The 22,660-nt window shown below is 61.8% G+C and carries 20 protein-coding genes and 1 tRNA gene; 15 read left to right on the forward strand and 6 right to left on the reverse strand.

Annotated elements, in window-relative coordinates; genetic code table 11:
- Nucleotides 1–4: 4 nt before the first annotated feature.
- Entirely contained in the window at nt 5–427 is a 423-nt protein-coding gene (gene rnk, locus ACK4FJ_RS06050; RefSeq protein WP_409764954.1) for a nucleoside diphosphate kinase regulator, read from the reverse strand.
- A gap of 382 nt (nt 428–809) precedes the next feature.
- Between rnk and ACK4FJ_RS06055 the strand changes: the two genes are divergently transcribed.
- On the forward strand, nt 810–3,086 hold the full coding sequence (locus ACK4FJ_RS06055) for a methyl-accepting chemotaxis protein (RefSeq protein WP_409764955.1): 2,277 nt from the start codon (nt 810–812) through the stop codon (nt 3,084–3,086).
- A gap of 3 nt (nt 3,087–3,089) precedes the next feature.
- Here the strand turns inward: ACK4FJ_RS06055 and scpA are convergent, their stop codons facing one another.
- Nucleotides 3,090–5,258: a methylmalonyl-CoA mutase gene (scpA, locus tag ACK4FJ_RS06060; protein WP_409764956.1), complete on the reverse strand. Its 2,169-nt coding sequence runs from the start codon at nt 5,256–5,258 to the stop codon at nt 3,090–3,092.
- Between the two features lie 403 nt (nt 5,259–5,661).
- On the opposite strand from scpA, the gene ACK4FJ_RS06065 reads away from it, so the two are divergent.
- From ACK4FJ_RS06065 to ACK4FJ_RS06095, 7 genes are all read left to right on the forward strand, one after another.
- Nucleotides 5,662–6,969 (forward strand): hypothetical protein, encoded by a 1,308-nt coding sequence (locus ACK4FJ_RS06065; RefSeq protein WP_409764957.1) that lies wholly within the window; start codon nt 5,662–5,664, stop codon nt 6,967–6,969.
- Between the two features lie 80 nt (nt 6,970–7,049).
- Nucleotides 7,050–7,415 carry a winged helix-turn-helix domain-containing protein gene (locus tag ACK4FJ_RS06070; protein ID WP_409764958.1) on the forward strand — a complete coding sequence of 122 codons (366 nt, stop codon included), beginning with the start codon at nt 7,050–7,052 and terminating at the stop codon, nt 7,413–7,415.
- Between the two features lie 154 nt (nt 7,416–7,569).
- On the forward strand, nt 7,570–8,373 hold the full coding sequence (gene modA, locus ACK4FJ_RS06075) for a molybdate ABC transporter substrate-binding protein (RefSeq protein WP_409764959.1): 804 nt from the start codon (nt 7,570–7,572) through the stop codon (nt 8,371–8,373).
- 96 nt (nt 8,374–8,469) lie between these two features.
- Nucleotides 8,470–9,159 (forward strand): molybdate ABC transporter permease subunit, encoded by a 690-nt coding sequence (gene modB, locus ACK4FJ_RS06080; protein ID WP_409764960.1) that lies wholly within the window; start codon nt 8,470–8,472, stop codon nt 9,157–9,159.
- Nucleotides 9,120–10,229 carry a molybdenum ABC transporter ATP-binding protein gene (gene modC / locus ACK4FJ_RS06085; RefSeq protein ID WP_409764961.1) on the forward strand — a complete coding sequence of 370 codons (1,110 nt, stop codon included), beginning with the start codon at nt 9,120–9,122 and terminating at the stop codon, nt 10,227–10,229. Before modB ends, modC begins: the two co-directional genes overlap by 40 nt.
- Nucleotides 10,230–10,312: 83 nt before the next feature.
- Nucleotides 10,313–10,750, forward strand: coding sequence for a PaaI family thioesterase (locus ACK4FJ_RS06090; RefSeq protein ID WP_409764962.1), 438 nt, complete (start codon nt 10,313–10,315; stop codon nt 10,748–10,750).
- A gap of 18 nt (nt 10,751–10,768) precedes the next feature.
- Entirely contained in the window at nt 10,769–13,579 is a 2,811-nt protein-coding gene (locus tag ACK4FJ_RS06095) for a helicase-related protein (protein WP_409764963.1), read from the forward strand.
- 18 nt (nt 13,580–13,597) lie between these two features.
- On the opposite strand, the gene ACK4FJ_RS06100 is transcribed toward ACK4FJ_RS06095, so the two are convergent.
- Nucleotides 13,598–14,146: a hypothetical protein gene (locus ACK4FJ_RS06100; protein WP_409764964.1), complete on the reverse strand. Its 549-nt coding sequence runs from the start codon at nt 14,144–14,146 to the stop codon at nt 13,598–13,600.
- A 224-nt stretch (nt 14,147–14,370) separates the two neighbouring features.
- Here ACK4FJ_RS06100 and ACK4FJ_RS06105 point away from each other — a divergent pair.
- From ACK4FJ_RS06105 to ACK4FJ_RS06115, 3 genes are all read left to right on the forward strand, one after another.
- A tRNA-Arg gene (locus ACK4FJ_RS06105) sits at nt 14,371–14,447 on the forward strand.
- Nucleotides 14,448–14,687: 240 nt separating this feature from the next.
- The gene (locus tag ACK4FJ_RS06110) at nt 14,688–16,421 is read left to right on the forward strand and encodes a DUF6538 domain-containing protein (RefSeq protein WP_409764965.1); all 1,734 of its coding nucleotides are present in this window, start codon (nt 14,688–14,690) and stop codon (nt 16,419–16,421) included.
- Nucleotides 16,418–16,942 (forward strand): hypothetical protein, encoded by a 525-nt coding sequence (locus tag ACK4FJ_RS06115; protein ID WP_409764966.1) that lies wholly within the window; start codon nt 16,418–16,420, stop codon nt 16,940–16,942. Before ACK4FJ_RS06110 ends, ACK4FJ_RS06115 begins: the two co-directional genes overlap by 4 nt.
- Before the next feature lie 29 nt (nt 16,943–16,971).
- Here the strand turns inward: ACK4FJ_RS06115 and ACK4FJ_RS06120 are convergent, their stop codons facing one another.
- Nucleotides 16,972–17,235, reverse strand: a complete 264-nt coding sequence (locus ACK4FJ_RS06120) for a helix-turn-helix domain-containing protein (RefSeq protein ID WP_409764967.1) — start codon at nt 17,233–17,235, stop codon at nt 16,972–16,974.
- Between the two features lie 73 nt (nt 17,236–17,308).
- On the opposite strand from ACK4FJ_RS06120, the gene ACK4FJ_RS06125 reads away from it, so the two are divergent.
- From ACK4FJ_RS06125 to ACK4FJ_RS06135, 3 genes are read left to right on the forward strand one after another with little or no spacing between them, the layout of a single operon-like run.
- Nucleotides 17,309–17,872 (forward strand): hypothetical protein, encoded by a 564-nt coding sequence (locus ACK4FJ_RS06125; RefSeq protein ID WP_409764968.1) that lies wholly within the window; start codon nt 17,309–17,311, stop codon nt 17,870–17,872.
- 12 nt (nt 17,873–17,884) lie between these two features.
- Complete coding sequence (locus ACK4FJ_RS06130) at nt 17,885–19,087, forward strand: dienelactone hydrolase family protein (protein WP_409764969.1); 1,203 nt, start codon at nt 17,885–17,887, stop codon at nt 19,085–19,087.
- On the forward strand, nt 19,087–19,797 hold the full coding sequence (locus ACK4FJ_RS06135; RefSeq protein WP_409764970.1) for a hypothetical protein: 711 nt from the start codon (nt 19,087–19,089) through the stop codon (nt 19,795–19,797). Before ACK4FJ_RS06130 ends, ACK4FJ_RS06135 begins: the two co-directional genes overlap by 1 nt.
- Nucleotides 19,798–19,983: 186 nt before the next feature.
- Here ACK4FJ_RS06135 and ACK4FJ_RS06140 read toward each other — a convergent pair whose 3' ends face one another.
- On the reverse strand, nt 19,984–20,673 hold the full coding sequence (locus ACK4FJ_RS06140; RefSeq protein ID WP_409764971.1) for a hypothetical protein: 690 nt from the start codon (nt 20,671–20,673) through the stop codon (nt 19,984–19,986).
- A 26-nt stretch (nt 20,674–20,699) separates the two neighbouring features.
- Nucleotides 20,700–21,704 (reverse strand): DUF2971 domain-containing protein, encoded by a 1,005-nt coding sequence (locus ACK4FJ_RS06145; protein WP_409764972.1) that lies wholly within the window; start codon nt 21,702–21,704, stop codon nt 20,700–20,702.
- Nucleotides 21,705–21,974: 270 nt separating this feature from the next.
- On the opposite strand from ACK4FJ_RS06145, the gene ACK4FJ_RS06150 reads away from it, so the two are divergent.
- Nucleotides 21,975–22,598 (forward strand): recombinase family protein, encoded by a 624-nt coding sequence (locus ACK4FJ_RS06150; RefSeq protein WP_409765513.1) that lies wholly within the window; start codon nt 21,975–21,977, stop codon nt 22,596–22,598.
- Nucleotides 22,599–22,660 lie beyond the last annotated feature (62 nt).

The following is a 22,660-nucleotide window of genomic DNA, read 5'->3' on the forward strand; positions in this document are numbered from 1 at the left end:
GCCGCTACAGATCGTAGCGGCCGACGCGCTCGGGCTGATAAGCCACCTTGTGCAGGGTGATGCGGCGCTGCTCGCCGCTGGCCAGCGTCCAGCCGATGCTGTCGCCCTCGCGCAGGCCGATCAGCGCGGCGCCGACCGGCGTCGTCACCGCGATCTTGGCCAGGTCGAGATCGGCTTCGCCGGGATAAACGAGAGTGAGCCAGTGGCTGCGCTGGCTGTGCTCGTAGCCGAACACGACATGACTGTTCATCGTCACCACATCGGGCGGCACCTGCTGCGGCGCCACGATGCTGGCGCGCTCGATTTCCTGTTCCAGCATCTCGGCGATGCCGGGCTGGCGCGGCCGCACCTGGCCGCTCAGGGCCTGCAAGCGGTCGGCATCGGTTTCGGTGAGCGTGACGGCGGGGCGCGGATTGACGAAAGACATGATGGCTCCAATGGCATGAGGCCGGCGCCATCCTGCGATGGCCCGGTGGAAAGACGTTGAACAGGCGGATCGTGGTTTGCCCCGGCGCGCGATGCAGCCGGAGGGCGCGCGCGACGAGGCCTAGGCGCCTGCGTGCAGGCGACCGGCGCGGAAAAGCTGAAGGTGATGGCGGCGCGCGATGATCATGATTTCTCTTATATGCCTCTGACCTGCCGCCATTTCAACCCGGCAATTTGGACTTGGCCGGCTGCGACAAAGCCCCGCAGGCTTGACCGGCGTCAATTCCGTGGCGCCCCAACTGCAGCGGAGATTGATCTAAGTCGACCAGCCCGTGAGCAAGCCGCCCTAGGTTGCGCGCCTGTAATTCTGACGGAGCCCTCCCATGTTGCGGTCGATAAGAAGCCGGATCATTTTCGCCCTCCTGATCCCAAGCCTGGCGCTGCTCGGCTTTGCCACCCTGGTGATCCAGGACCGGCTGGACAAATTGCGCCAGGCCGAGGCCGTGCAGGCCCTGGCCGACTATGCCGTTGCGGCCAGCGCCTTCGCCGATGAGCTACAGAAGGAGCGTGGCAGCTCGGCCCTGTTCCTGGGCAGCGGCGGCAAGCAGTTCGGATCGGAGTTGCAGGCGCAGCGCGGCCGCACCGACTCGGCACGAGTCAAACTGACGGCGATATTGCCGCAACTGGCGGCAGGAGGTCTCGGCACGGCGGCACAACAGAGCCAGCAGGCCTTGGCGCAACTGGACGGCACACGGCGCGGCATCGACGCGCTGACCCTGCCGGGGCCACAATCCTTCGCCTTTTACACGACCACGATCATGGCCCAGCTTGACGTGATCGGGCGCACGATCCATGCCAGCGACGATGCCAACATCAGCCGCGCCACCCAGGCCTATTATTCGCTGCTGCAGGGCAAGGAACTGGCCGGCCAGGAACGCGGCCAGGCCGCAGGCGCCTTCGCCGCCGGCAAATTCGAACCGGCGGTCTATCGCCGTGTGATCGCGCTGTCGGCGCTGCAGACCCAGATGCTGGACGAAGCCGCCCGCATCGCCGCGCCGGCGCCGGCCGCATTGCTGCAGCGCCTGCCCGCCGAGGCCGAGCAGGCCGGCGTCAGCAACTTCCGCCGCATCGCGCAGGATAGCGTCAATACCGGCAACACGGGCGACGTGGCCGCGCCGGCCTGGTTCGCCGCCATGACCCGCTATATCGACCGCATGAAGGCGGTGGAAGAAGCCATGAGCGCCGACCTGCTGGCCCTGGCCGGCGACATGCGCAATGAGGCCATGCGCCAGACCATGATGGCCGGTGCCGCGATTGCCGCGCTGCTGCTGCTGACCGCCGTGATCGGCACGCTGTTCGTGCGTGCGATCACCGGCCCGCTGGGCAGAATGACCGGCGCCATGCATCGTCTGGCGGCCGGCGACCTGGCCTGCGAGGTTCCAGCCCTGGAGCGGCGCGACGAACTGGGAGCCATGGCCAAGGCCGTGCAGGTGTTCAAGAGGAATGCCGAGGAGAAGGTCGCGCTGGAACAGGCGGCCGAGGAGCAGCGGCACGCCTCGGACCAGCGCCGGCAGGAGCGCGAAAAGCGCGAAGCCGCCGCGGCCACAGAGATCGCCGCGCTATGCGAACGCGTGGCGGACGGCGACCTGAGTGGCCGGCTGAATGAAGCCGGCAAGGACGGCTTCCTGCTGACCCTGAGCCAGCGGCTGAACCGCCTGACTGCGTCGCTGCATGGCATCACCGACGAGCTGGCCGGCAGCATGACGGCGATGAGCAGCGGCGATCTGACCCGCAAGATCACCGGCGATTACCACGGCGTGTTCGGCGAGCTGAAGTCCAGCGCCAACGGCATGGCGGCGCGGCTGACCGACCTGGCCGGGCGGCTGGCCGCCAACGCCGCCACGGTGCGCGATGCCGCCAGCGAAATCTCGGCCGGCAGCAGCGACCTGGCGGCGCGCACCGAGAGCCAGGCGGCGAGCCTGGAGCAGACCGCCGCCTCGATGCAGCAGGTGACCGCCACCGTGCGGCAGAATGCCGACAACGCGCAGGAGGCCAGCCGGCTGGCGCTGGAGGCGCGCGGCAGCGCCGAGCAGGGCGGACAGGTGGTGCATGACGCCGTGGATGCCGTGCAGCGCATCGAGCACAGCGCGCGCAAAATCTCGGACATCATCGGCCTGATCGACGAGATCGCCTTTCAGACCAACCTGCTGGCGCTCAACGCATCGGTCGAAGCGGCACGCGCGGGCGAGGCGGGCAAGGGCTTTGCTGTCGTCGCGCAGGAAGTCCGCGCGCTCGCCCAGCGCAGCGCCAATGCGTCCAAGGACATCAAGGGCCTGATCCAGGAATCGAATGCCCAGGTGCGAACCGGCGCCGAACTGGTACAGCGCACCGGCGAACAGCTGAGCGGCATCGTGGATTCGATTGCCCGCGTCTCGGATATCGTGGCCGAGATCGCCGGCGCCTCGAAGGAACAGGCCACCGGGCTGGAGCAGATCAATGCCGCCGTGGGCCAGATGGACGAGATGACCCAGCGCAACGGCGCGCTGGTGGAGCAGACCTCGGCCTCGGCCCAAGCCCTGGCCGGTCAGGCGCGCGACCTGGCCGAACTGGTCGGCTTTTTCCGCACGACCGCGCCGCCGAACCTGCGGCGCGTGGCGTGAGCCTTATTCGGCAGCGGCGGTGCGACGCTGCTGGCGGATCAGCCTGACGATTTCGCTGGCCGCCTGCGGGATGTTGGTGCCCGGGCCGTAGATGCCGGCCACGCCGGCTGACCGCAGGAAATCGTAATCCTGCGGCGGGATCACGCCGCCGGTGATGACGAGGATGTCGCTGGCGCCCTGGTCGTGCAGGGCTTTGATCAATTGAGGGACAAGCGTCTTGTGGCCGGCGGCCTGCGACGATACGCCGATCACATGCACGTCGTTTTCGATGGCATCCTTGGCGGCTTCTTCCGGCGTCTGGAACAGCGGGCCCACATCGACGTCGAAGCCCAGGTCAGCGAAGGCGGTGGCTATCACCTTGGCGCCGCGGTCATGGCCGTCCTGGCCCAGCTTGACCACCAGCATGCGCGGGCGGCGGCCTTCTTCCGCCGCGAATGCCTCGATGTCCTTCTGGATCTGCATGAAGCCCTCGTCATTGGCATAGGCCGCGCCGTAGACGCCAGAGATCGAGCGGATGGTGGCCTGGTGGCGGGTGAAGACACGCTCCATGGCATCCGACATCTCGCCCACCGTGACGCGCGCGCGCGCCGCCTGCACACACAGCTCAAGCAGGTTGGCCTTGCCGGCGGCGCCTGTCTCAAGCGCCTTGATGGCCGCTTCGGCCTTGGCCTTGTCGCGGGTGTTGCGGATGGTCTTCAGCCTTGCCACCTGCTGCTCGCGCACGCGGGTGTTGTCGACTTCCAGAAGATCCGGCACGTCCTGGCTGGCGGCGCGATACTTGTTGACGCCGACGATCACATCCTCGCCGCGATCCACCCGGGCCTGGCGGCGCGCAGCGGCTTCCTCGATCTTCAGCTTGGGCATGCCGCTTTCGACCGCCTTGGTCATGCCGCCCATGGCCTCGACTTCCTGGATCAGCGCCCAGGCATGGGTGACCAGCGCGTGCGTCAGCGCCTCGACGTAATACGAACCGCCGAGCGGATCAACCACCTTGGTGACGTAGCTTTCTTCCTGGATGATCAGCTGGGTGTTGCGCGCGATGCGGGCGGAGAATTCCGTGGGCAAAGCGATGGCTTCGTCCAGCGCATTGGTGTGCAGCGACTGCGTGCCGCCAAGGACTGCGGCCATCGCTTCGATGGCCGTGCGCACCACGTTGTTATACGGGTCCTGCTCGGTGAGCGAGACGCCCGAAGTCTGGCAATGGGTACGCAGCATAAGCGACCCGGCCTTCTTCGGGTTGAACTGCTTCATGATGCGCGCCCACAAAAAGCGCGCGGCGCGCAGCTTGGCGATCTCCATGAAGAAGTTCATGCCGATGGCGAAGAAGAAGCTCAGACGACCCGCGAAGGCATCGACATCGAGGCCCGAGTTGATCGCCGTGCGCACGTATTCCAGGCCATCGGCCAGGGTGAAGGCCAGCTCCTGCACGGCGGTGGCGCCGGCTTCCTGCATGTGGTAGCCGGAGATCGAGATGGAATTGAACTTCGGCATATGCTGCGCGGTATAGCCGATGATGTCCGAGATGATCCGCATGCTGGGCGCGGGCGGGTAGATATAGGTGTTGCGCACCATGAACTCTTTCAGAATGTCATTCTGAATGGTGCCCGAGAGCTGGTCAGGCTTCACGCCCTGTTCCTCGGCCGCGACGATGTAACAGGCCAGCACGGGCAGCACGGCGCCGTTCATGGTCATCGACACGCTCATCTTGTCGAGCGGGATGCCGTCGAACAGGATCTTCATGTCCTCGATGGAATCGATGGCCACGCCGGCCTTGCCGACATCGCCCACCACGCGCGGATGATCGGAATCGTAGCCGCGATGGGTGGCCAGATCGAAGGCCACGCTCACGCCCTGCTGGCCGGCGGCGAGATTCTTGCGGTAGAAGGCATTCGACTCTTCCGCTGTGGAGAAGCCGGCATATTGCCGGATCGTCCAGGGCCGGTTGGCGTACATGGTGCCGCGCACGCCGCGCGTGAAGGGATCGAAGCCCGGCAGGGAATTCAGCGTCTCCAGGCCTTCGAGATCGGCGGCGGTGTAGAGCGGCTTGACCGCGATGCCTTCGGGGGTCTGCCACAGCAGCTCGGAGAGCGGTTTGTCGCCCAGTTCCTTCTGGGCCATTTTCGCCCAGGCTTCGGGGAAATTCGGCGCGGTCTTCTCGGTCATGTCTCGCATCCCACTCTCCGCAGGCGTGAGGGACGGAAATCTCCGTTGCTGCGGTGCAAAACTTAGTATGGCCGGCTTTTAACCCCTGTCAATTTGACGTGCCGGCAATTCACAGCGTCCGATTGTACCTGCGCCACGGTTTGGCGGGCCGGGCGGGCCATATTGCGCCGAAATCGCAGCGTCTGCCCATCGTTTTCCGTCGTTTTGCGATGGTTTTGATGTGTTAAGCCGTTGAAATATCACAAACGGCTCAGCCAAGGGCAACGCGGCCGGCCATCGCAACCAATATTAGAACAATATAGCGACATTATCTCAGAAATACAACGCATTCCCCTGCTGTTTGAAAAAAGACGGGAGTTAAACTGCATGTGTCGTTGCTAAACTTCGTCGACATGTTTGGAGAGAACAGGTTGTGGCAATAACGATATTTTTTTCTTGGCAAGCAGACACCGCCACCAAAACCGGCCGCAATCTTATTGAGCGCGCTCTTGAACGTGCGATATCCGCCGTTGCCTCAGATATTGAATTGGAAGAGGCCGTCCGTGAGGGGATCGAAATAGATCGTGACACCAAAGGTGTTCCGGGATCTCCGCCGATTGTAGAGACTATTTTTCGGAAAATTGATCAAGCCGCGATTTTTCTGCCCGATTTAACTTTTGTTGGAAAGCGCATTGACGGCCGACCAGCGCCAAATCCCAACGTGATGATTGAGTATGGATGGGCGCTTAGCTCTTTAGGGCACAGCCGCATCATACCCGTAATGAATACGGCGTATGGCCCGCCATCACCTGAAAACATGCCCTTTGACCTGCGGCACCTTCGAAATCCAATTCTTTACGACTTGCCCGAAGATGCAAATGACGACAAGCGCAGGGAAGAAAGGATCAAGCTAGCGAGGAAAATCGAAGAAGCAATACGAGTTATCTTATCTAGTGCTGAATATAAAGCATCGTTGCCAAAGATGGTTGAACCCGCATTGTTTAAACCAAAAAATCCCGAAAATGGCCATGCTCGCTTTAGGGCACCTAACTCACCGCTAGCGTATATTGAAGGGCATCCGTTAAATACGAAAGAAACACTTTCTAAAGTAGTGTTGTCAGAAGGGCCCGCGATCTGGCTCCGAGTGATGCCAAAATTCGATTCAGATAAAAGGCACAAGATTGTCGACATAAAAGATTGGGCTACTAGTTCAAACAATTTTTTGATGCCATTAGGCGGAACTGGATGGTCACAGTTTAATTATATGCGCGATTCAGATGGTTTTGGCATATACGCAGCAACCAAGCGACTAGAAGATGACAGCCAAACGAGTGCATTCGTTTTCATTTTTGAGACAGGCGAAATATGGAGTGCTGATACTTATATACTCGGAGCGATGAGGGATAAAATCCCTTATTATGAGTTTGAGTTAGTTCAAGCCTTAGATCGTTTTTCTAAGTTTTTAGAAAAACTAGGCGAGCCCCGTCCATATAAATGGATTGCAGGCTATGAAGGTATAAAAGGTCGTAGTTTGGCTTTTCCTCCGCGCCCAGGATATATTTCGTTGCCGGGTGGCGTGGGGACTTGCTTTGACAATGCTGTAATTGAAGAGGGATTTCTAGAGTCGGCTGATTCAAGCTTGGAAGCCATAAAACCGTTATTCGAAAAAATTTTTGATAAGTGCGGTGTGTCGAGACCTGAGTATTTAGATGAAAACATTAGACAACGAATAGTTCCTTGAATCGCCATTATCAAACCGCTTAAGCTACAAACTATTCGCTACACTTACAAAATTACTTTTTGTGATTCACCATACACTCGATGGCTAAATCAGCATCAAGTAAAATATATATTGCCGCCCGTCTGCGCGTGGTGCTGGCGCCGGACGTATTCCTCGGGCCGGGCAAGGCCGACCTGCTGGAAGGCATCGCCGAGACCGGCTCGATCTCGGCGGCCGGGCGACGGCTGAACATGAGCTACAAACGCGCCTGGATGCTGGTGGAGACGCTGAACGGCTATTTCGCCAAGCCGCTGGTGACGGCTGCCACCGGCGGCAAGGCCGGCGGCGGCGCGACGCTTACCGCCCTGGGGCAGGAAGTGCTGATGCGCTATCGCCGCATGGCCGCCGCCACGGAGAAAGCCATCGCCGAAGATGTGGCGGCTTTGCGGAAGAAACGGCAGAAATAAGGTAATTCACCTTCGTCATCCCCGCGAAAGCGGGGATCCCATTTAATGGGACCCCGGATCAAGTCCGGGGTGACGACTATGAGCGGAAGACATATCGCTATTGCCAGCCGGATATAACGGCCGTTATGGTTGACCGGACATAACGGAGACTGCCATGCGCTGCCACGCCCTGCTGCTTGCCGCCGCCGTCGCCTTTGCCATGCCGGCCGGCGCCCCAGGGACAGCCAAGGCGCAGGACCTGGTGGTGTTCGCCGCCGCCAGCATGAAAAACGCCCTGGACGAGATCAACACGGCCTGGAAACCCGCAGCTTCAGCCGGGGGCGGCGTGAAGGCGTCGTATGCCGGCTCGGCGGCGCTGGCGCGGCAGATCGAGGCGGGCGCGCCGGCCGATCTGTTCATCTCGGCCGACCTGGCCTGGATGGATTACCTGGATGAGAAAAAGCTGCTGAAGCCCGGCACGCGCGGCAACCTTTTGGGAAACGCCATCGTGCTGGTGGCGCCGGCGGAGTCGAAGGCCAGCATCACCATCGCGCCGGGCTTCGACCTGGCGGGCCTGCTGGGCAAGGATGGCAAGCTGGCCATGGCCGACACCAACGCCGTGCCGGCCGGCAAATACGGCAAGGCGGCGCTGGAATCCCTGAAGGTTTGGCCCAGCGTGCAGGCCCGCGTGGCACAGGCCGAGAATGTGCGCGCGGCACTGGCCCTGGTGGGACGCGGCGAAGTGCCGGCCGGCATCGTCTATGCCACCGACGCGGCGGCCGATGCGAAACACGTGCGCGTGCTGGGCACCTTCCCGGCCAATAGCCATCCGCCCATCGTGTATCCCGCCGCCATCACTGCATCGTCGACCCACGCCCAGGCTTCGGCCTATCTGGCCTTTCTGCGCGGGCCGGCGGCGAAAGCCGTGTTCGAGAAGGCGGGCTTCACAATTCTGCCGGCGCAGGCGGCGGTGAATTAAAATGGGATGCCGGCTCAAGGCCGGCATGACGGTTCCTATGAATTGCCCTATCGTGCTTCGTCACCCCGGGCCTGACCCGGGGTCCCATTTTTCCTCATGACCCTCACGCCGGAAGAAACCACTGCATTGCTGCTGAGCCTGAAAGTGGCGTCCGTCGCCACTTTGGGCAGCCTGCCATTCGGCATTGCCATCGCCTGGCTGCTGGCGCGGCGCGAGTTTCCCGGCAAGGCCCTGCTGGACGCGGCCGTGCATCTGCCGCTGATCCTGCCGCCCGTGGTGACCGGGTATCTGCTGCTGCTGCTGTTCGGCCGCAAGGGGCCGCTGGGCGCGTTCCTGGCCGAACATTTCGGCATCGTCTTCGCCTTCCGCTGGACCGGCGCGGCGCTGGCCTGCGCGGTGATGGGCTTTCCGCTGCTGGTGCGCGCCGTGCGGCTGTCGATGGAAGCAGTGGATACAAAACTCGAAGCCGCGGCCGGCACCCTGGGTGCGCCGCCCTGGCTTGTGTTCCTCACCGTCACGCTGCCGCTCAGCCTGCCCGGCATCCTGGCCGGCGCGGTACTGAGCTTTGCGCGCGCCTTCGGCGAATTCGGCGCCACGATCACCTTCGTCTCGAACATTCCGGGCGAGACGCAGACCCTGCCGACCGCGATCTACAGCTTCATCCAGACGCCGGACGGCGACGAGCAGGCCATCCGCCTGACGCTGATTTCCATCGCGATTGCCGTGACGGCGCTGATTCTTTCCGAATGGCTGGCGCGGCGCATGGCGAAGCGCGTGCTGGGATGATGGGCTTAAGCGTCGATATCGGGCACAGTTTCGGCGCCGATTTTGCGCTGGAGGCGCGGTTTGCCTGCGGCAGCGGGATCACCGCCCTGTTCGGCCGTTCGGGCACCGGCAAAACCACGCTGGTAAACATGATCGCCGGCCTGATCAAACCGCAGCGCGGCAAGATCAGCATAAACGGCCGCGTGCTGGTGGATACCGAGGCCGGCATCTTCGTGCCGCCGCATCGCCGCCGTGTGGGCTATGTGTTCCAGGATGCGCGGCTGTTCCCGCATCTGAATGTGAAACACAATCTGCTCTATGGCCGCTTCCTCGCCGGCAGCGTCACGGACGAGATCGGCTTCGACCAGGTGGTGGACCTGCTGGGCATCGGCGGATTGCTGGAGCGGCGGCCGGCGACATTGTCGGGCGGCGAGAAGCAGCGGGTGGCGATCGGCCGCGCCCTGCTCTCAAGGCCGCAGGTGCTGCTGATGGACGAGCCGCTGACCGCGCTGGACGTGGCGCGGCGCGACGAACTGGCTTTGCCCATCGTCTATGTCAGCCACGCCATCCCGGAAGTGACGCGCCTGGCCGATACCATCGTGCTGCTGTCGGACGGCAAGGTGCAGGCGGTGGGCAGCGTGGCGGAATTGAGCACGCGGCTGGACCTGTTTCCGCTCACCGGCCGCTACGAGGCCGGCGCGGTGCTGGAAGCGGAGGTGGCGCGCCATGACGAGGCCTGGGGCCTGACAGCTTTGCGGCTGAAGGCGGGCGAGATGCTGGTGCCGCGCCTGCCGCGCGAGGCCGGCGAACGCCTGCGCGTACGCATCCGCGCCCGCGACGTGACCCTGGCTTTGCAGCGCCCGGAACAGACCAGCGCGCTGAACATCCTGCCCGGCATCGTGACCGAGCTGTTGCAGAGCAGCGGGCCGCAGGTGGAGGTGAAGCTGGATTGCGGCGGCGACCTGCTGCTGGCGCGCGTGACCCGGCTGTCGGCGGAAAAACTGGCCCTGCGGCCGGGATTGCCGGTTTTCGCCCAGATCAAGACCGTGGCGCTGGATGGCGGCAGCCTGGGCCGGCGGCGCGGCGCGTAGCTGGCGGCCAATCTGCTTGCCGGCGGGTTGAGCCGCCTGCGCACCCGGTCCTATACTGGCGGGCAAAACCGGAGCCTCCGTCCATGTCCGCCCGCTTCGAGCCAGGCCTTGCCGCCTGGGTCAGGCCTTTTGCCGAAAACCTGATCGGCCAGACCGCCTTCCACCGCTGGGCCGGGCTGGAGCTGCTGCTCGTGGCGCCGGGCCGCTCGGAAGTGGGCTTCACGGCGGCCGGCGACATGCTGATCTACGGGCAATATGTGCATGGCGGGGTACTGAACGGCCTGCTGGAGCCGCCGGCTCTGCTGGCCATGCTGGGCGATCTGCGCGAGGATGAGCATGCCATGACCGTCGACATCCATGTGCAGCATATCCGTTCGGTGCAGGCGGGCGAGCGCGTGACCATGGCGGGAAAGCTGCTGAAGCGCGGGCGCAGCACGGCCTTCTGCGAAGTGACCGCCAGCGTAGGCGATGTGCTGTGCACCTCGGCGCGCATTACCAAGACCATCCAGGCAAAGAATTAAGTAGGGCAGGACGCGTTCGTGACCGAGATCAGGACATCCGAGAAGGGCCGCATCCTCTGCGTGCTGGGCCCGACCAACACCGGCAAGACCCATCTGGCCGTCGAGCGACTGTTGAGCCATCGCAGCGGAATCATCGGCCTGCCTTTGCGCCTGCTGGCGCGCGAGGTCTATGACCGCGCGGTGAAGATCAAGGGCGAGCGCCATGTCGCGCTGGTGACCGGCGAGGAAAAGATCGTGCCGAAGGGCGCGCAGTGGTTCGTCTGCACCGTGGAGGCGATGCCGCTGGACCGGCACTACGACTTCCTGGCCGTCGACGAAATCCAGCTCAGCGCCGATGCCGAACGCGGCCATGTCTTCACGGATCGTTTGCTGCATGCGCGCGGCAGTGAAGAGACGATGTTCTTAGGGTCGGATACCATGCGCGGGCTGGTGCGCCGCCTGGTGCCCAATGCCGAATTCATCGCCCGGCCGCGCCTGTCGCAGCTCTCTTACGCCGGCGCCAAGAAGCTCTCGCGCCTGCCGAAGCGCTCGGCCGTGGTGGCATTCTCAGCCAACGACGTCTATGCCATCGCGGAAGCGATCCGGCGCCAGCGCGGCGGCGCGGCGGTGGTGCTGGGCGCACTGAGTCCGCGCGCGCGCAACGCCCAGGTCGAGCTGTTCCAGAACCGCGACGTGGACGTGATGGTGGCCACCGATGCCATCGGCATGGGCCTGAATCTCGATATCGAGCACATGGCCTTCGCCGCGCTGTCCAAATTCGACGGCGTCGGCATGCGGCCGCTGTATCCGTCCGAAGCCGGCCAGATCGCCGGCCGCGCCGGCCGCCATCTGCGCAACGGCACGTTTGGCACAACCGGCGACTGCCCGCCACTGGACCCGGACCTGATCGAGCGGATCGAAAACCACCGCTTCGATCCGGTGGTGGCGGCGCGCTGGCGCAACCCGGAGCTGGATTATTCCAGCATCGCCGCTTTGGTCGCCAGCCTGGAACAACCGCCGCCGCGCGAGGGCCTGACACGCGGCCGCGATGCCGACGACCTGCTGAGCCTGCAGGCTTTGCGCACTGATACCGCCGTTGCCGAACGCGCCACGCGGAAGGATCGCGTGGAGCTGCTGTGGCAGGTCTGCGCCATTCCCGATTTCGCGAAAGACCTGGCCGACAGCCATGCGCGGCTTCTTAGCCAGATCTACGTGCATCTGGTGGACCGCGACGGCCGCCTGCCGCAGGACTGGGTGGCGGGGCAGCTGCGCAACATCGACCGCACCGATGGCGACATCGACACGCTGTCGCAGCGCCTGGCGCATATCCGCACCTGGACCACTGTTGCCCATCGTGGCGGCTGGCTGGAGGATGCGCAGAGCTGGCAGGCCAAGACGCGCGCCATCGAAGATCGCCTGTCCGATGCCTTGCATGAAAAGCTGACCGAACGTTTCGTCGACCGCCGCACGAGTGTCCTGAGCCGGGGCCTGGCGGAAGACCCGGCCAGCCTCAACGTGCAGCTTGGCGAAGACGACGCGCTGACCGTGGAAGGCGAGATCATCGGCCATGTGCGCGGCCTGCGCTTCCGTGCCGTGGGCCATGAAACGGTGGAGCAGCGCCGCATCCTGCGCTCGGCCGCGTTGCGCGTGCTGGGCCCGGCTTTGCAGTCTCATGCCGAGGCGTTGCTGGCCCTGCCGGACGAGAATTTTGCGCTGTCGCCCGAGGGCGGCCTGCTGCTGATCACGGCGGAAAAGGAAAGCGTGCCGCTGGCCGTGCTGGTGAAGGGTACGGAAGTGCTGGAGCCGAAGCTGCAGCTGCTGGCCGACGACCAGCTTCCTGCCGAGACGCGCAAGGCGGTGGAGGAGAAACTGGCCGGCTGGCTGAAGCGCCATCTGCGCCAACATCTGGGCGATCTCTATCGCCTGCGCGATGCCGAGATGAAAGGCGCGGCGCGCGGCCTGGCCTTCCAGCTGGCCGAAAACCTGGGCGCGCTGCGCCGCGACGACGTATCCGACCTGGTGCGCCATATGGGCCAGGCCGAACGGCATCCGTTGCGCAAGATGGGCGTGAGCTTCGGCGAGACGCATATCCTGGTGCCCAAGCTGCTGAAGCCCAAGCCGACGCAGCTCAAGACCTTGTTGTGGGCCGTGGCGCAGGGCCGCGAACCCGATGCGCCGCCGACGCCGGGCCTCACCTCGCTGCCCATTCTTGAGTGGCGCGAGGATGCCTGGTGGATGGCGGCGGGGTTCCTGCGCGCCGGCCGCCATGCCTTCCGCCTCGATGTCGTGCAGCGTATCGCCGAGGGCGCGCGCAAGGCCGAACAGGCCTCGCGCCAGCCGGTACAAAAAGCCGAACCGGCACCGGCACAAAAGCCCGAGGCCGCGCCGCCGGTGGACACCGCCGACATCGTGCCGCCGGAGCAGCAGCAGATCGAACCGGTGGGCGAGCAGATCGAACAGCCGGTGGAAGCACCGGCCGAACTGCCAGTGCCGGAGATTCATGTCGAGCAGCCGGCTGCCGCCGAAGCCCCTGTCGCAGAAACGCCGAAGCCGAAAAAACGCCTGGGTCCGCCCGGCAGCTTCCTGCCCGACACCGCCTGGATGAACCTGGCGGGCTGCGGCGCGGATGAGCTGCATCGTCTGCTGTGGGCTTTGGGCTACAAGCCGATCACCGCGCGCGATCCGGAAACCAAAACCGATGTGACCCTGTATCTGCGCTCGCACAAGGCCATCGTGGCCAAACGCCAGCGCGAGCAGGAAAAGCGCCGCGAGGACGAGGCGAAGATGGCCGACAGCCCCTTTGCCGCGCTGATGGCGCTGAAACAGCAGGCGACGCCGAAGAAACGCTGAAAGTCAGCGTTCGCCGGCTTAGCGTTCGCCGATGGTGTGGCGGGCCAGGCGGCGGCTTAATCCGTCCAGCGAGGTCTGCAGCTCGGCCGTCGCCTCGGCGTCGAGCCCGTCGTCCAGCGCCAGCAGGTTGCCGAAGCTGACGCGCAGGGCCTGGGTGAGCAGCGAGAGCAGGGTGATGCGGCCGCCGGGGCTGAGCCGCGCCAGGCGGCAATCGGCATGGTGGGTGAAATCGGTCAGCAGGTCGCGGAACAGCGCACCGCAATGATGGCGGTCGCTGGCCTGCAGCACCTCGGCCAGCGGCACCGGGCGGCCGACCACCAGGCCGGCCTCGGCGCTCATCAGGCAGAGCAGGGCGTAATACAGGTTTTCCAGCGTGATGCCCCAGGCCTCGCGCTGCGCCTCGTCGTCCAGCGTGGCGGCGGGTGCCACCATCACCGACGAATATTCCACAGCACCCAGGAAACTGGCGCCGTCGCGCAGGCGGGCCCGCAGATGCGCGCGCAGGCCGCCGCCCGGGCCGTCGCCATGACCATCGCCGTTGACCTGTCCCGCCGTTGCCGCCGCCATGATCGGCCTCCGCCTGCCTGAACCTGAAACCCGCTGCCAGTCTGGCAGGGCCGGCCCAGGCGCGGAGCGTTACCATTCGGATAGGTCGGGTTATTTTCCGGATATGCAGCCGGCGGGAGCGGCGGCGCGCCGGGATGGTTGAAGCCGGGGAATGGTTGAAGGCCGGGAATGGTTGAAGGATGGGGGCGGCGCGGCTAGTTTGCCGGCAGCCCACAGGCGCCAGCGTCCCCGTAGCTCAGCTGGATAGAGCGGCTGCGTCCTAAGCAGCGGGTCGGGAGTTCGAATCTCTCCGGGGACGCCATTCCAACCCAAGTGTTGGAAATCACGGGAAATCAAAGCGGTGCGGGGTGTTACCACTCCAAATCGCCACTCCAAACCGGCCGAAAATTTTTCAGCCGGAATCGTGTCGTCTGACCGAGGGGTGGCGTCGTGTCCGCATGTACCGAGTACTGGTGTCGTACCGAGTATTGGATTTTCCGCACTGGCCGAATGCATTGGTCGTCGACTGGTCGGAAGGGGCTTGTCGGTCAATGTTCACGGCATGACTGACATGACATCCATTCCTCATCTCAAGCGAACCCGAGACAACATCTACCAGTATCGCCGTGTGATCCCGCCTGCACTTCGCAGCAAATTCGGCGGGAAGACGGAGATCACCATCTCGTTGAAAACGAGCGATCTGGCAGAAGCCAAGCTCAAGATGGCCCCCATCGCAGCCGACGCTGAACGGCAGTTGGCCGCAGCACGTCGAGGAAAGGTCGCGGACCTTGACCTGCTACGAGCGGTATCGGTCGTTGGTGGATGGCTCGACGCCATTTACAACGACGTGCTGCTTCAGGACATGTATGACAGCGACATGATCAGCGGGCCAATCCCGCCGTTCAACAGCGCCGATGAACTCAAGGCTTCTGTGTCTCACTACCTAGATTACCTACGCCGGATGCGCCAACCGCCCAGCGATACGGTACTGACACACGTCTTCCGTCTTGCCCCGGCCGAATACCACCGGGATCACACGGTACGTCAGGCCATGCCCGATTATGACGGTGATTTCGGCGGCCTGCCGCCAGAGGACCAAATCGCCTTTGAACCCTTCCGCTTTGCACGCGACATCCTTGCTCTACCGAAGCCGCCTGAATCATCTGCCACCCCGGTTCCACCGCCGGTCGTTGATGAAAGCCGCACACCACTGAGCGAGCTTCTGAATCGGTATCTGGCCAAGAAGCAATACCCGTCAAATACCGAACACGAGTGGCGTCTGGCATGGCGCAGGTTAATCGAGTACGTCGGCGACATTGCAATTGGTGATCTACGCAAATTTCATCTGATTCAGTGGCGGGAAATGCTGCAGCGATGTCCGCTGAATCTGACCCGGTTTGAGCGCCGGCTTGCACTACCAGACATTATTCGCATTTGGGAAAAGAAAGGCATCAAGTATCATATGATAAGCCGTCATACCGTGGATAAGTACTTCACCGCCATTCGGACAGTCCTGAACTGGGCGGAGGGTCGGATTATCGACGCAAGTCCTGCGCGCGATCTGAAGCCCGACGCTGCGCCAAAAGAAGCTGCCGCCCGCAAGCGACTTCCATTCAGTACTGAAGATCATCTCATCATCTTCGGCAGTACAGTGTATCGAGGCTTCAAATCAGCCAAGTACCGCTCCCTGCCGGGCAAAAAGATCATTGAAGACGCAGCCTATTGGTTGCCACTGCTCGCGCTCTATACCGGTGCACGCCTAGAAGAACTTGGCCAACTGCTCCTTGAAGACATTCGGCAATACCCCATCGACGGGTTCTACTACATCGACATCACGGATCAGAACGACGAAACCAAGCGCCTTAAGACGCTCGGGTCACTTCGACAGGTTCCAATTCATTCGGAATTGGTCCGGTGGGGCTTCCTGAAATATGTCCAGCGCATGCATGACGCCGGGCACCACCGCCTATTCCCCGACCTGAGAAAGGACAAGCGCGGATCGTATACGCAGAAATTCTCGCGTGACTGGAATCGTTGGCTTCGCAAACTAGGAATCGAAGATGATCGTAAGGTCTTCCATTCGTTCCGGCACGGCTTTAAGGATGCCGCTCGTGCCGCCGGAATAGAGAAAGCCTTGCGTGACCGATTGCAAGGCCATGCTGTCTCGGATGTAGCCGAAACCTATGGCAACGGCTGGACCATGTCGGACTTGGCTGAAGCAATAGAGAAGATCAAGTACTCGGTATTCATACCGCAAGACAACGTGAAGCGCGACAATCGCATGGTGCAAGAATGACGCATTCTGGCACGATAATTAACTTCCCCAGTCGTCAAGCATTGAGCGCCGTTCGGGGTATTCCTGACAGTACCGTATGTGTCATCGACCGCACTATCCGGCTACGTGAACAATACCTAGTTACTCCAGCACAGGCCATTGCTGACCTTCTGCATCCGATAAAGGGTTGGAGAAAGAAGGCTGAGTTCATCGACGGAGTCGTTTCCACCGATCTAATGAAAGTGAAAGCGGAGAAATTCGGTCGGAGAGTGATAATCTGGCGTGCCCTATTGGGCTATGCATTACTTGCCCTTGAGGCGCCACAACACATTAGAAGTATCCATCAGGCCGCAATGTATATCGCGAGCAACGGCGACATTAGTCCACATCATGAATCCGCAAGTAACTGGACGAATGCGTCAGAAGCGGAGCACGTTAATCTGGTTGAGATCATGTATGGGTATAGTGGACTGATCGAACTCTATGACTGTGAGGTATACAAGCGCATCCTCTTAAGAGAAGAGGGTGAGACGCTCCATTAGCCTCTTCGAATGGGCGGGGTTTTCATGGGTTAACGCCCGCGCTTGGGGCCGGTGGGAAGGGGCTTTGGCTCCCGGTCTCGCGGCATAGGGATTCTAAAGAAATCGGGAATGGTTGCTTCTAAGGCGTGGGCAAGACGGTCCAGTACGTCGACTGTCGGATTCTCCAGCGCTCTTTCCAACCTCGAAACATACGTCCGCGCTATCCCTGCCCCGTCCGCCAGTTCCTCCTGCGATACCTGCTTTTGCAAGCGGAGACGTTTCAAATTCAATGCCACCAGCTTCTGCGCGTCCATGGGCGGACGGCAACATCTTGGCAACTTTAGTGCTAGACACTATAGTGTTCAAGACTGTTAGCTGGAGGGCACGATGGATCACGGCCTGCTGTATCTCGGCGTCACGCTGTTCCTGTTCGGTCTGTACTACTATTGGATCGCCCTGCGCGTCGTCTGGAAGAGCTACACCTTCGGCCCGGACGAGACCCAATGGTCCGAGTTCAGCCAAGCCAACAGAGGACTGATCGTTCTAGCCTTCGTCGGCCTGTTCTTCCCGGCAGTCGCAGTGGTTCTCGGCGTCTACTTCCGGCACGTTCTTGTACCGCGCTTCGAGAAGGCCGCGCATGCCAACGCGGACGGCGCGGTTAAGTTTTACGAGACCGCCACCATTCTGGAGATCGTCGACGGCATCGACCGTGTTCTGTCCGAGATGCCCGATCTGGCACGTGATCCATGGATCGCTCGCAACTGGCTGCCGCTGACCGATGCCGAGAAGCAACGCTGGGTGTCAGAGCGGGAACAAAGCGTCCGGACGCAATTCGCTCAGGCCGTGAAGGACGGGGACAAGGCTCCAGTCGGCCTAGTGATGATGCAGATCGACAAGGATCATTACCGTCGAATCACCGCACCTACCGACCAAAACGTTCCAGCTACCTGACAGGTTATCCCCATGCGATACGCTTTCGCGTTGATGCTGGTCTTGGCCATGACTGTCTTCGGAAGCGGTGCACAATCTGCGCCCGATGACCCCGAAGACCCTCAGGCCCTTGAGAATGTCTGGTCGAACACCCTGATCGTCTTCCCCGACCGGCCTTCCAGCTTCATTACCCGTGGTCGCAATCTCGACCGCATGCTGGAGCTTCGGCCTGTCACAGGCCGTTACCCTGCCGTCGTATTCCTGCATGGGTCTACCGGCCTCGGTACGCATTCGACGCAGGTGACGAAGATAATCCGCGCGATGGCAGAGGCGGGCTTTGTTGTCTTCGCCCCAGACAGTCTGGCCCGGCCTGTCGCGCCCTATGCGGATGCCTCCACATTCAAGTCCCGGATCGGTCTGCCCGAAGTTCAGGCGCGGATCGCCGAGGCCGATATGGTCCGGAAGCGTATCGCTGCATTCACATGGGTGGATGCCGACAACATCTCAGTCGCCGGATTCTCAATGGGTGGCATGACGGTGCACAACATCCCGACTGGTGATTTCCGCTCTTATATAATCCTCGGCTATCATTGTGGGCCGCACAGCAACCGACAGCTTGAGGGAATCAAGCTTCCCTTCGACAAGCCAATCCTCGCCATCCGAGGACAGAACGACGAATGGTATGCTGGCGGTCCTAATGCGGGTGTCAATTGCGGGATGTACTTGCGCAACTATCCCAATGCACGCTCCATTGTGTATCCAAGCACGCCCCATGATGTTAGCCAGCATCCGGACGCCATGAAGCAGGTCGTCGCTTTCCTTCGCAAGAATGCCACTCGCGAGATCGCATCCGTGGTCGGCAATGCCCCGCAGATACTTTCCAGCCGCTTCGACGGCTCATGGTCCGGATTGATGGAATGCTCGGCTCTGGCAGGCGGAAGGCCGTTCAGCAACATCGTCAATCTTCAAGTGACGGGTGGCGTCTTCAGATGGCGGACTCAGGTGGCCGCCGGACTTCGCGGCTTCTCAGGTACGATTACCGAGCCGGGCGAATTCTCGGCCAGCGGCCTGATCGGAGCGAACGGCCTGCTGGAGGACGTATCGCCGTCGGCTGAGAATACTCTGGTCAAATGGGCCATTGTCTTCGGCGGACCCGTGGTCGACGACCGAACCATCGAAGCCGACGGTGGCTGGGGGACGAATCCTTGCAAGATGATCTTGCGAAAGGCCGCCTGATGAAATCGCGGGTCCGGACAGTGGCCCTTGCCTTAGCGGTTCTGCTGGCGTCACACCAGCCCACTCTCAGCCAGAGCGGCGTTGAGGAATTCCGCGATCCGCAGAATCGGTTGATCGGCAAGATTATCAACCGGCATGACGGCCAGAAGGAGGCACGTTCCCCCGCCAACCAATTGCTGGGCCGCTACGATCCGAACACCAATGAAACCCGGTCAGCGAGCAACATCCTGTTTGGGCGCGGTAACCAGCTTTCTGCTCTGATCTACGATGCCGCCAGACAGAGCACCCAAAGGGCCTCCAGCCAAGCCACGGTCAGCGTCGACGAGCAGAGACATCAGGACAGGCTGGCACGGCTACAGTCAGATCAGCGTCGTGGCGTTGTACTGCCCGAGACTGCTGCCCGATGGGCCCGCACGACTTCTGCCGCCACAGGCGAAGACCGTCGACTTGCTATCGAGGCGTTCCAGCGGGCGGGCGACGGTCTGGGCCGCGAACAGTTCTGGCAGAATCCGAGCAGTGGCAACTCCGGTTCGATTCTGCTGTACCCGGACCAGAAGGCCAACGACACCTACTATCACGGCAAACTGATCCCGTGCTTTTACGGACGGATGATTCTGAATGCCGGTGGCGAGACCGACGTGCAGCGGCAACTGGTCTGTAAGCTGATGCACAATGGCGTCTGGACGACCGTGCAGGTCGAGACCGATTAGAAAACTGAAAAGCCAAATTTCATCCGCTTTTCCTCTGGGAAACACGAAAGAAATTTGAGCACTTCTACGCAGCAGCGGACACCACGACGGCTCCTGAGCGCGGAGTCAGAGTGGCGCATCGTTCCATCCGACCGGGAGTCCCACGACAGGTTCGACGGGTGGGGGGCTACTCAAATTCGACTCTACCTAATCTATTCCCGGCACCCTGAATCCGGCCGGTGCTGCAATCGATGTCGTCGCCTCAGCACGTTCACCTAGAGGCCGCATCTGGACAATGACCTTCACATCGCCATCACCGATGGAAATTATATGTTCCTTCAGTAAGGCGATGATCTTGTCTCGCCAGTCCGTGATCGCGGTGAAATCGATTTCCCGCTTCTGACCGGACAGCAGTGTCTTGAGTGTGCCTTGGTGCAGGACTTCGCCAGTCTTCGCGTAAAGCCGCTTCAGATCGTCCCGACCGAGATACCCTTCCTTGAGTGGCGTGATGTGGTGATGCTTCCGAGGTTGCGTCTCTCCCGGCAGTACCGACAACTTCCGGGTCTGCGCCCCCGCGATGGGCGTCGGATAGAAGTCCGGTTTCAGCTTATGCAGCATCGTCATGATATGGTCCGCCGCGTACGTCTTCATCATCGTCGCGGATCGAGTCGCTGGAATGTCCTCATGCATCAGCAGGCTTCCCAATGCGATTAACTCACAGATGTATCGTAGCTGTAGGTACAACACTTCATATGTTGCTCTCGGCGGAAGGTAGTTCCCGCCTTTTTCGGAGCGGTCGATCACGCTATCAATGATTGCAATCCGCTGTTTGATCTCGACCATGAGATCGAGATAGCGAGTGACAATCTTGCCATCGGGTGTCTTGGGGGTTTTCATATATCCACCGTGTCCTCAGAACTCGACTATGGCCGGAACGGCGTGCTGGACGGCGACACCAGAACCCGATCATCGACGAGCTTGCGGACCTTTTCGATGACGGCGTCTTGATCGCGGCTCGGTCCTACGATTATGCGAGTGATCGGCAGTGGTCCTAGGTCGGGACCGAATAGCGAGACGTGCGGCTTGCGGAATGTCTCTGGCGGTTTGACTGGCTTTTTGATCTCGCGGCCGTAGGGGCTGCTGGCGTATCCGGGATCGACCGGGAAAACGACAATGCGGACTTCGCGTTCTTCATGGAACGCTCTGTGTTTGATACGGATCGCCGCATCGAGCAAGTCTTCTAGATGTTGACCGACATTATGCTGGTCATTTTGGATCACGCTGCGCCAATTCTCCCCGACACCTTGCGTGAGACGGGGGAAGGCAGTTTCCATATTGAACTCATCGTCGGCGTAGATTGCCTCAGTCAGGACAGCGCCGATGTATTCGAAGCGGGCGTGCTCTTCCTTGAGCATCGCTTCCAGCCGGGCCGTATCAAATACCACCGCGAAAGATTCTTCGCCGCCGTATCCACGCCACTGGCTGAGTAGTCCGTTGAATCGCTCATAGTCATGGTCGCCGCTGTGCGTGCAGAACGATGTGATGTGTGGGACGATGAAGTTGTCCCCGGTACGGGCCTTCTCGGTCGCCTCATAGATGGCGTCGATGTACGACCGGACTTCTTGAGCGGCCACAATATCGATGCCGCCGCCTTCGATTATCGCCCGGTTCAGCCGTTGAAGTCCGAGACGCTTTCGCCGGATGTAGTTCTTTGCAAACGGAATAATCGCCTCGACCAACGGACCCCGCACGTGTCGGAACTCCGTGGGATCGTTCAGGGCGTCGTAGCGGACCGCCCAGAGTTGTTGCGACTTCCATATCCCCTCTAGGCCATCCCACCGCGTATAGTGGTGAAGCTCGGGATGCTTTTGGGCGACCGGTACCTTAATCGGCTCCGGAGCGGCTGGGTAGGAATCCCCCTCGGACATGGAGCGGAGTCTGCCCGGACCGACCGCGTACGACAATCTCCAACCGCTGATCGGGCCCGTCAAAACCCTCTTCTCCCTGCGTAGGGTAGGACCCAACTGCATGGAGCCCACCACTTGGCCCGCCACCTGCGATCTTCCCGTAACATCCAAGGGGACAAAAACCCCTCTCGCCAGCCGAATTCGAAACCCGCGAAAACGGCGGGTCCGGCAAGCCCGGTTCGGACCGGGTCGAAACCATCCGTTTTTGTCCCATCGGGCAAACGGGTTGCCCTGTATTGCCGTGTGTCGACTGCCGACGGCCGCCAGACCGTCGCCAACCAGATCGCCGACCTGACGGCAGTGGCTGACCGGCTCGGCTGGCAGGTGACGGAAGTCATCACGGACGAAGCCAGCGGCACTAAAGGCCGGGAGAAGCGACCGGGCTACGACCGCTTGCTAACGGCCATCACCCGGCGCGAGATCGATATGGTCGCCGTCTGGGGTGTCGACCGGCTCGCCCGATCCCTTTCCGAACTGGTCGGACTCCTTGCTGAGGTCCAAAACCGTGGCGTCGACCTCTATCTGCACCGACAGGCCGTCGACACGTCGACTCCGGCGGGCCGAGCCCTGTTTCACATGCTGGGCGTATTCGCCGAGTTCGAGCGAGCCCTGATCGTCGACCGCGTTCAGGCCGGGCTTCAACGGGCCAAGGCGGAAGGAAAGCGTCTTGGGCGTCCTGCATTGCCGGACGCAATACGCCTCCGTATCGAACGCGAGCTGCGGCGGGATACACCGGTCCGGTCCATCGCTCGAAAGTTTAAGATAGCCCCGGTGACTGTTCGGCGGATACGCGCGGAATTGAGCACTGAAACTATTATTCAGGCGGTAAGACCCAGAGGCGCTAGGCCCGTATGAAACATATTCACGATTTGAGTTAGCCCGGTAGTGTCTCAATTTCCGCGATGTTAATATTGGCC

The organism is Ferrovibrio sp. (assembly GCF_046297595.1).
GTDB lineage: Bacteria > Pseudomonadota > Alphaproteobacteria > Ferrovibrionales > Ferrovibrionaceae > Ferrovibrio.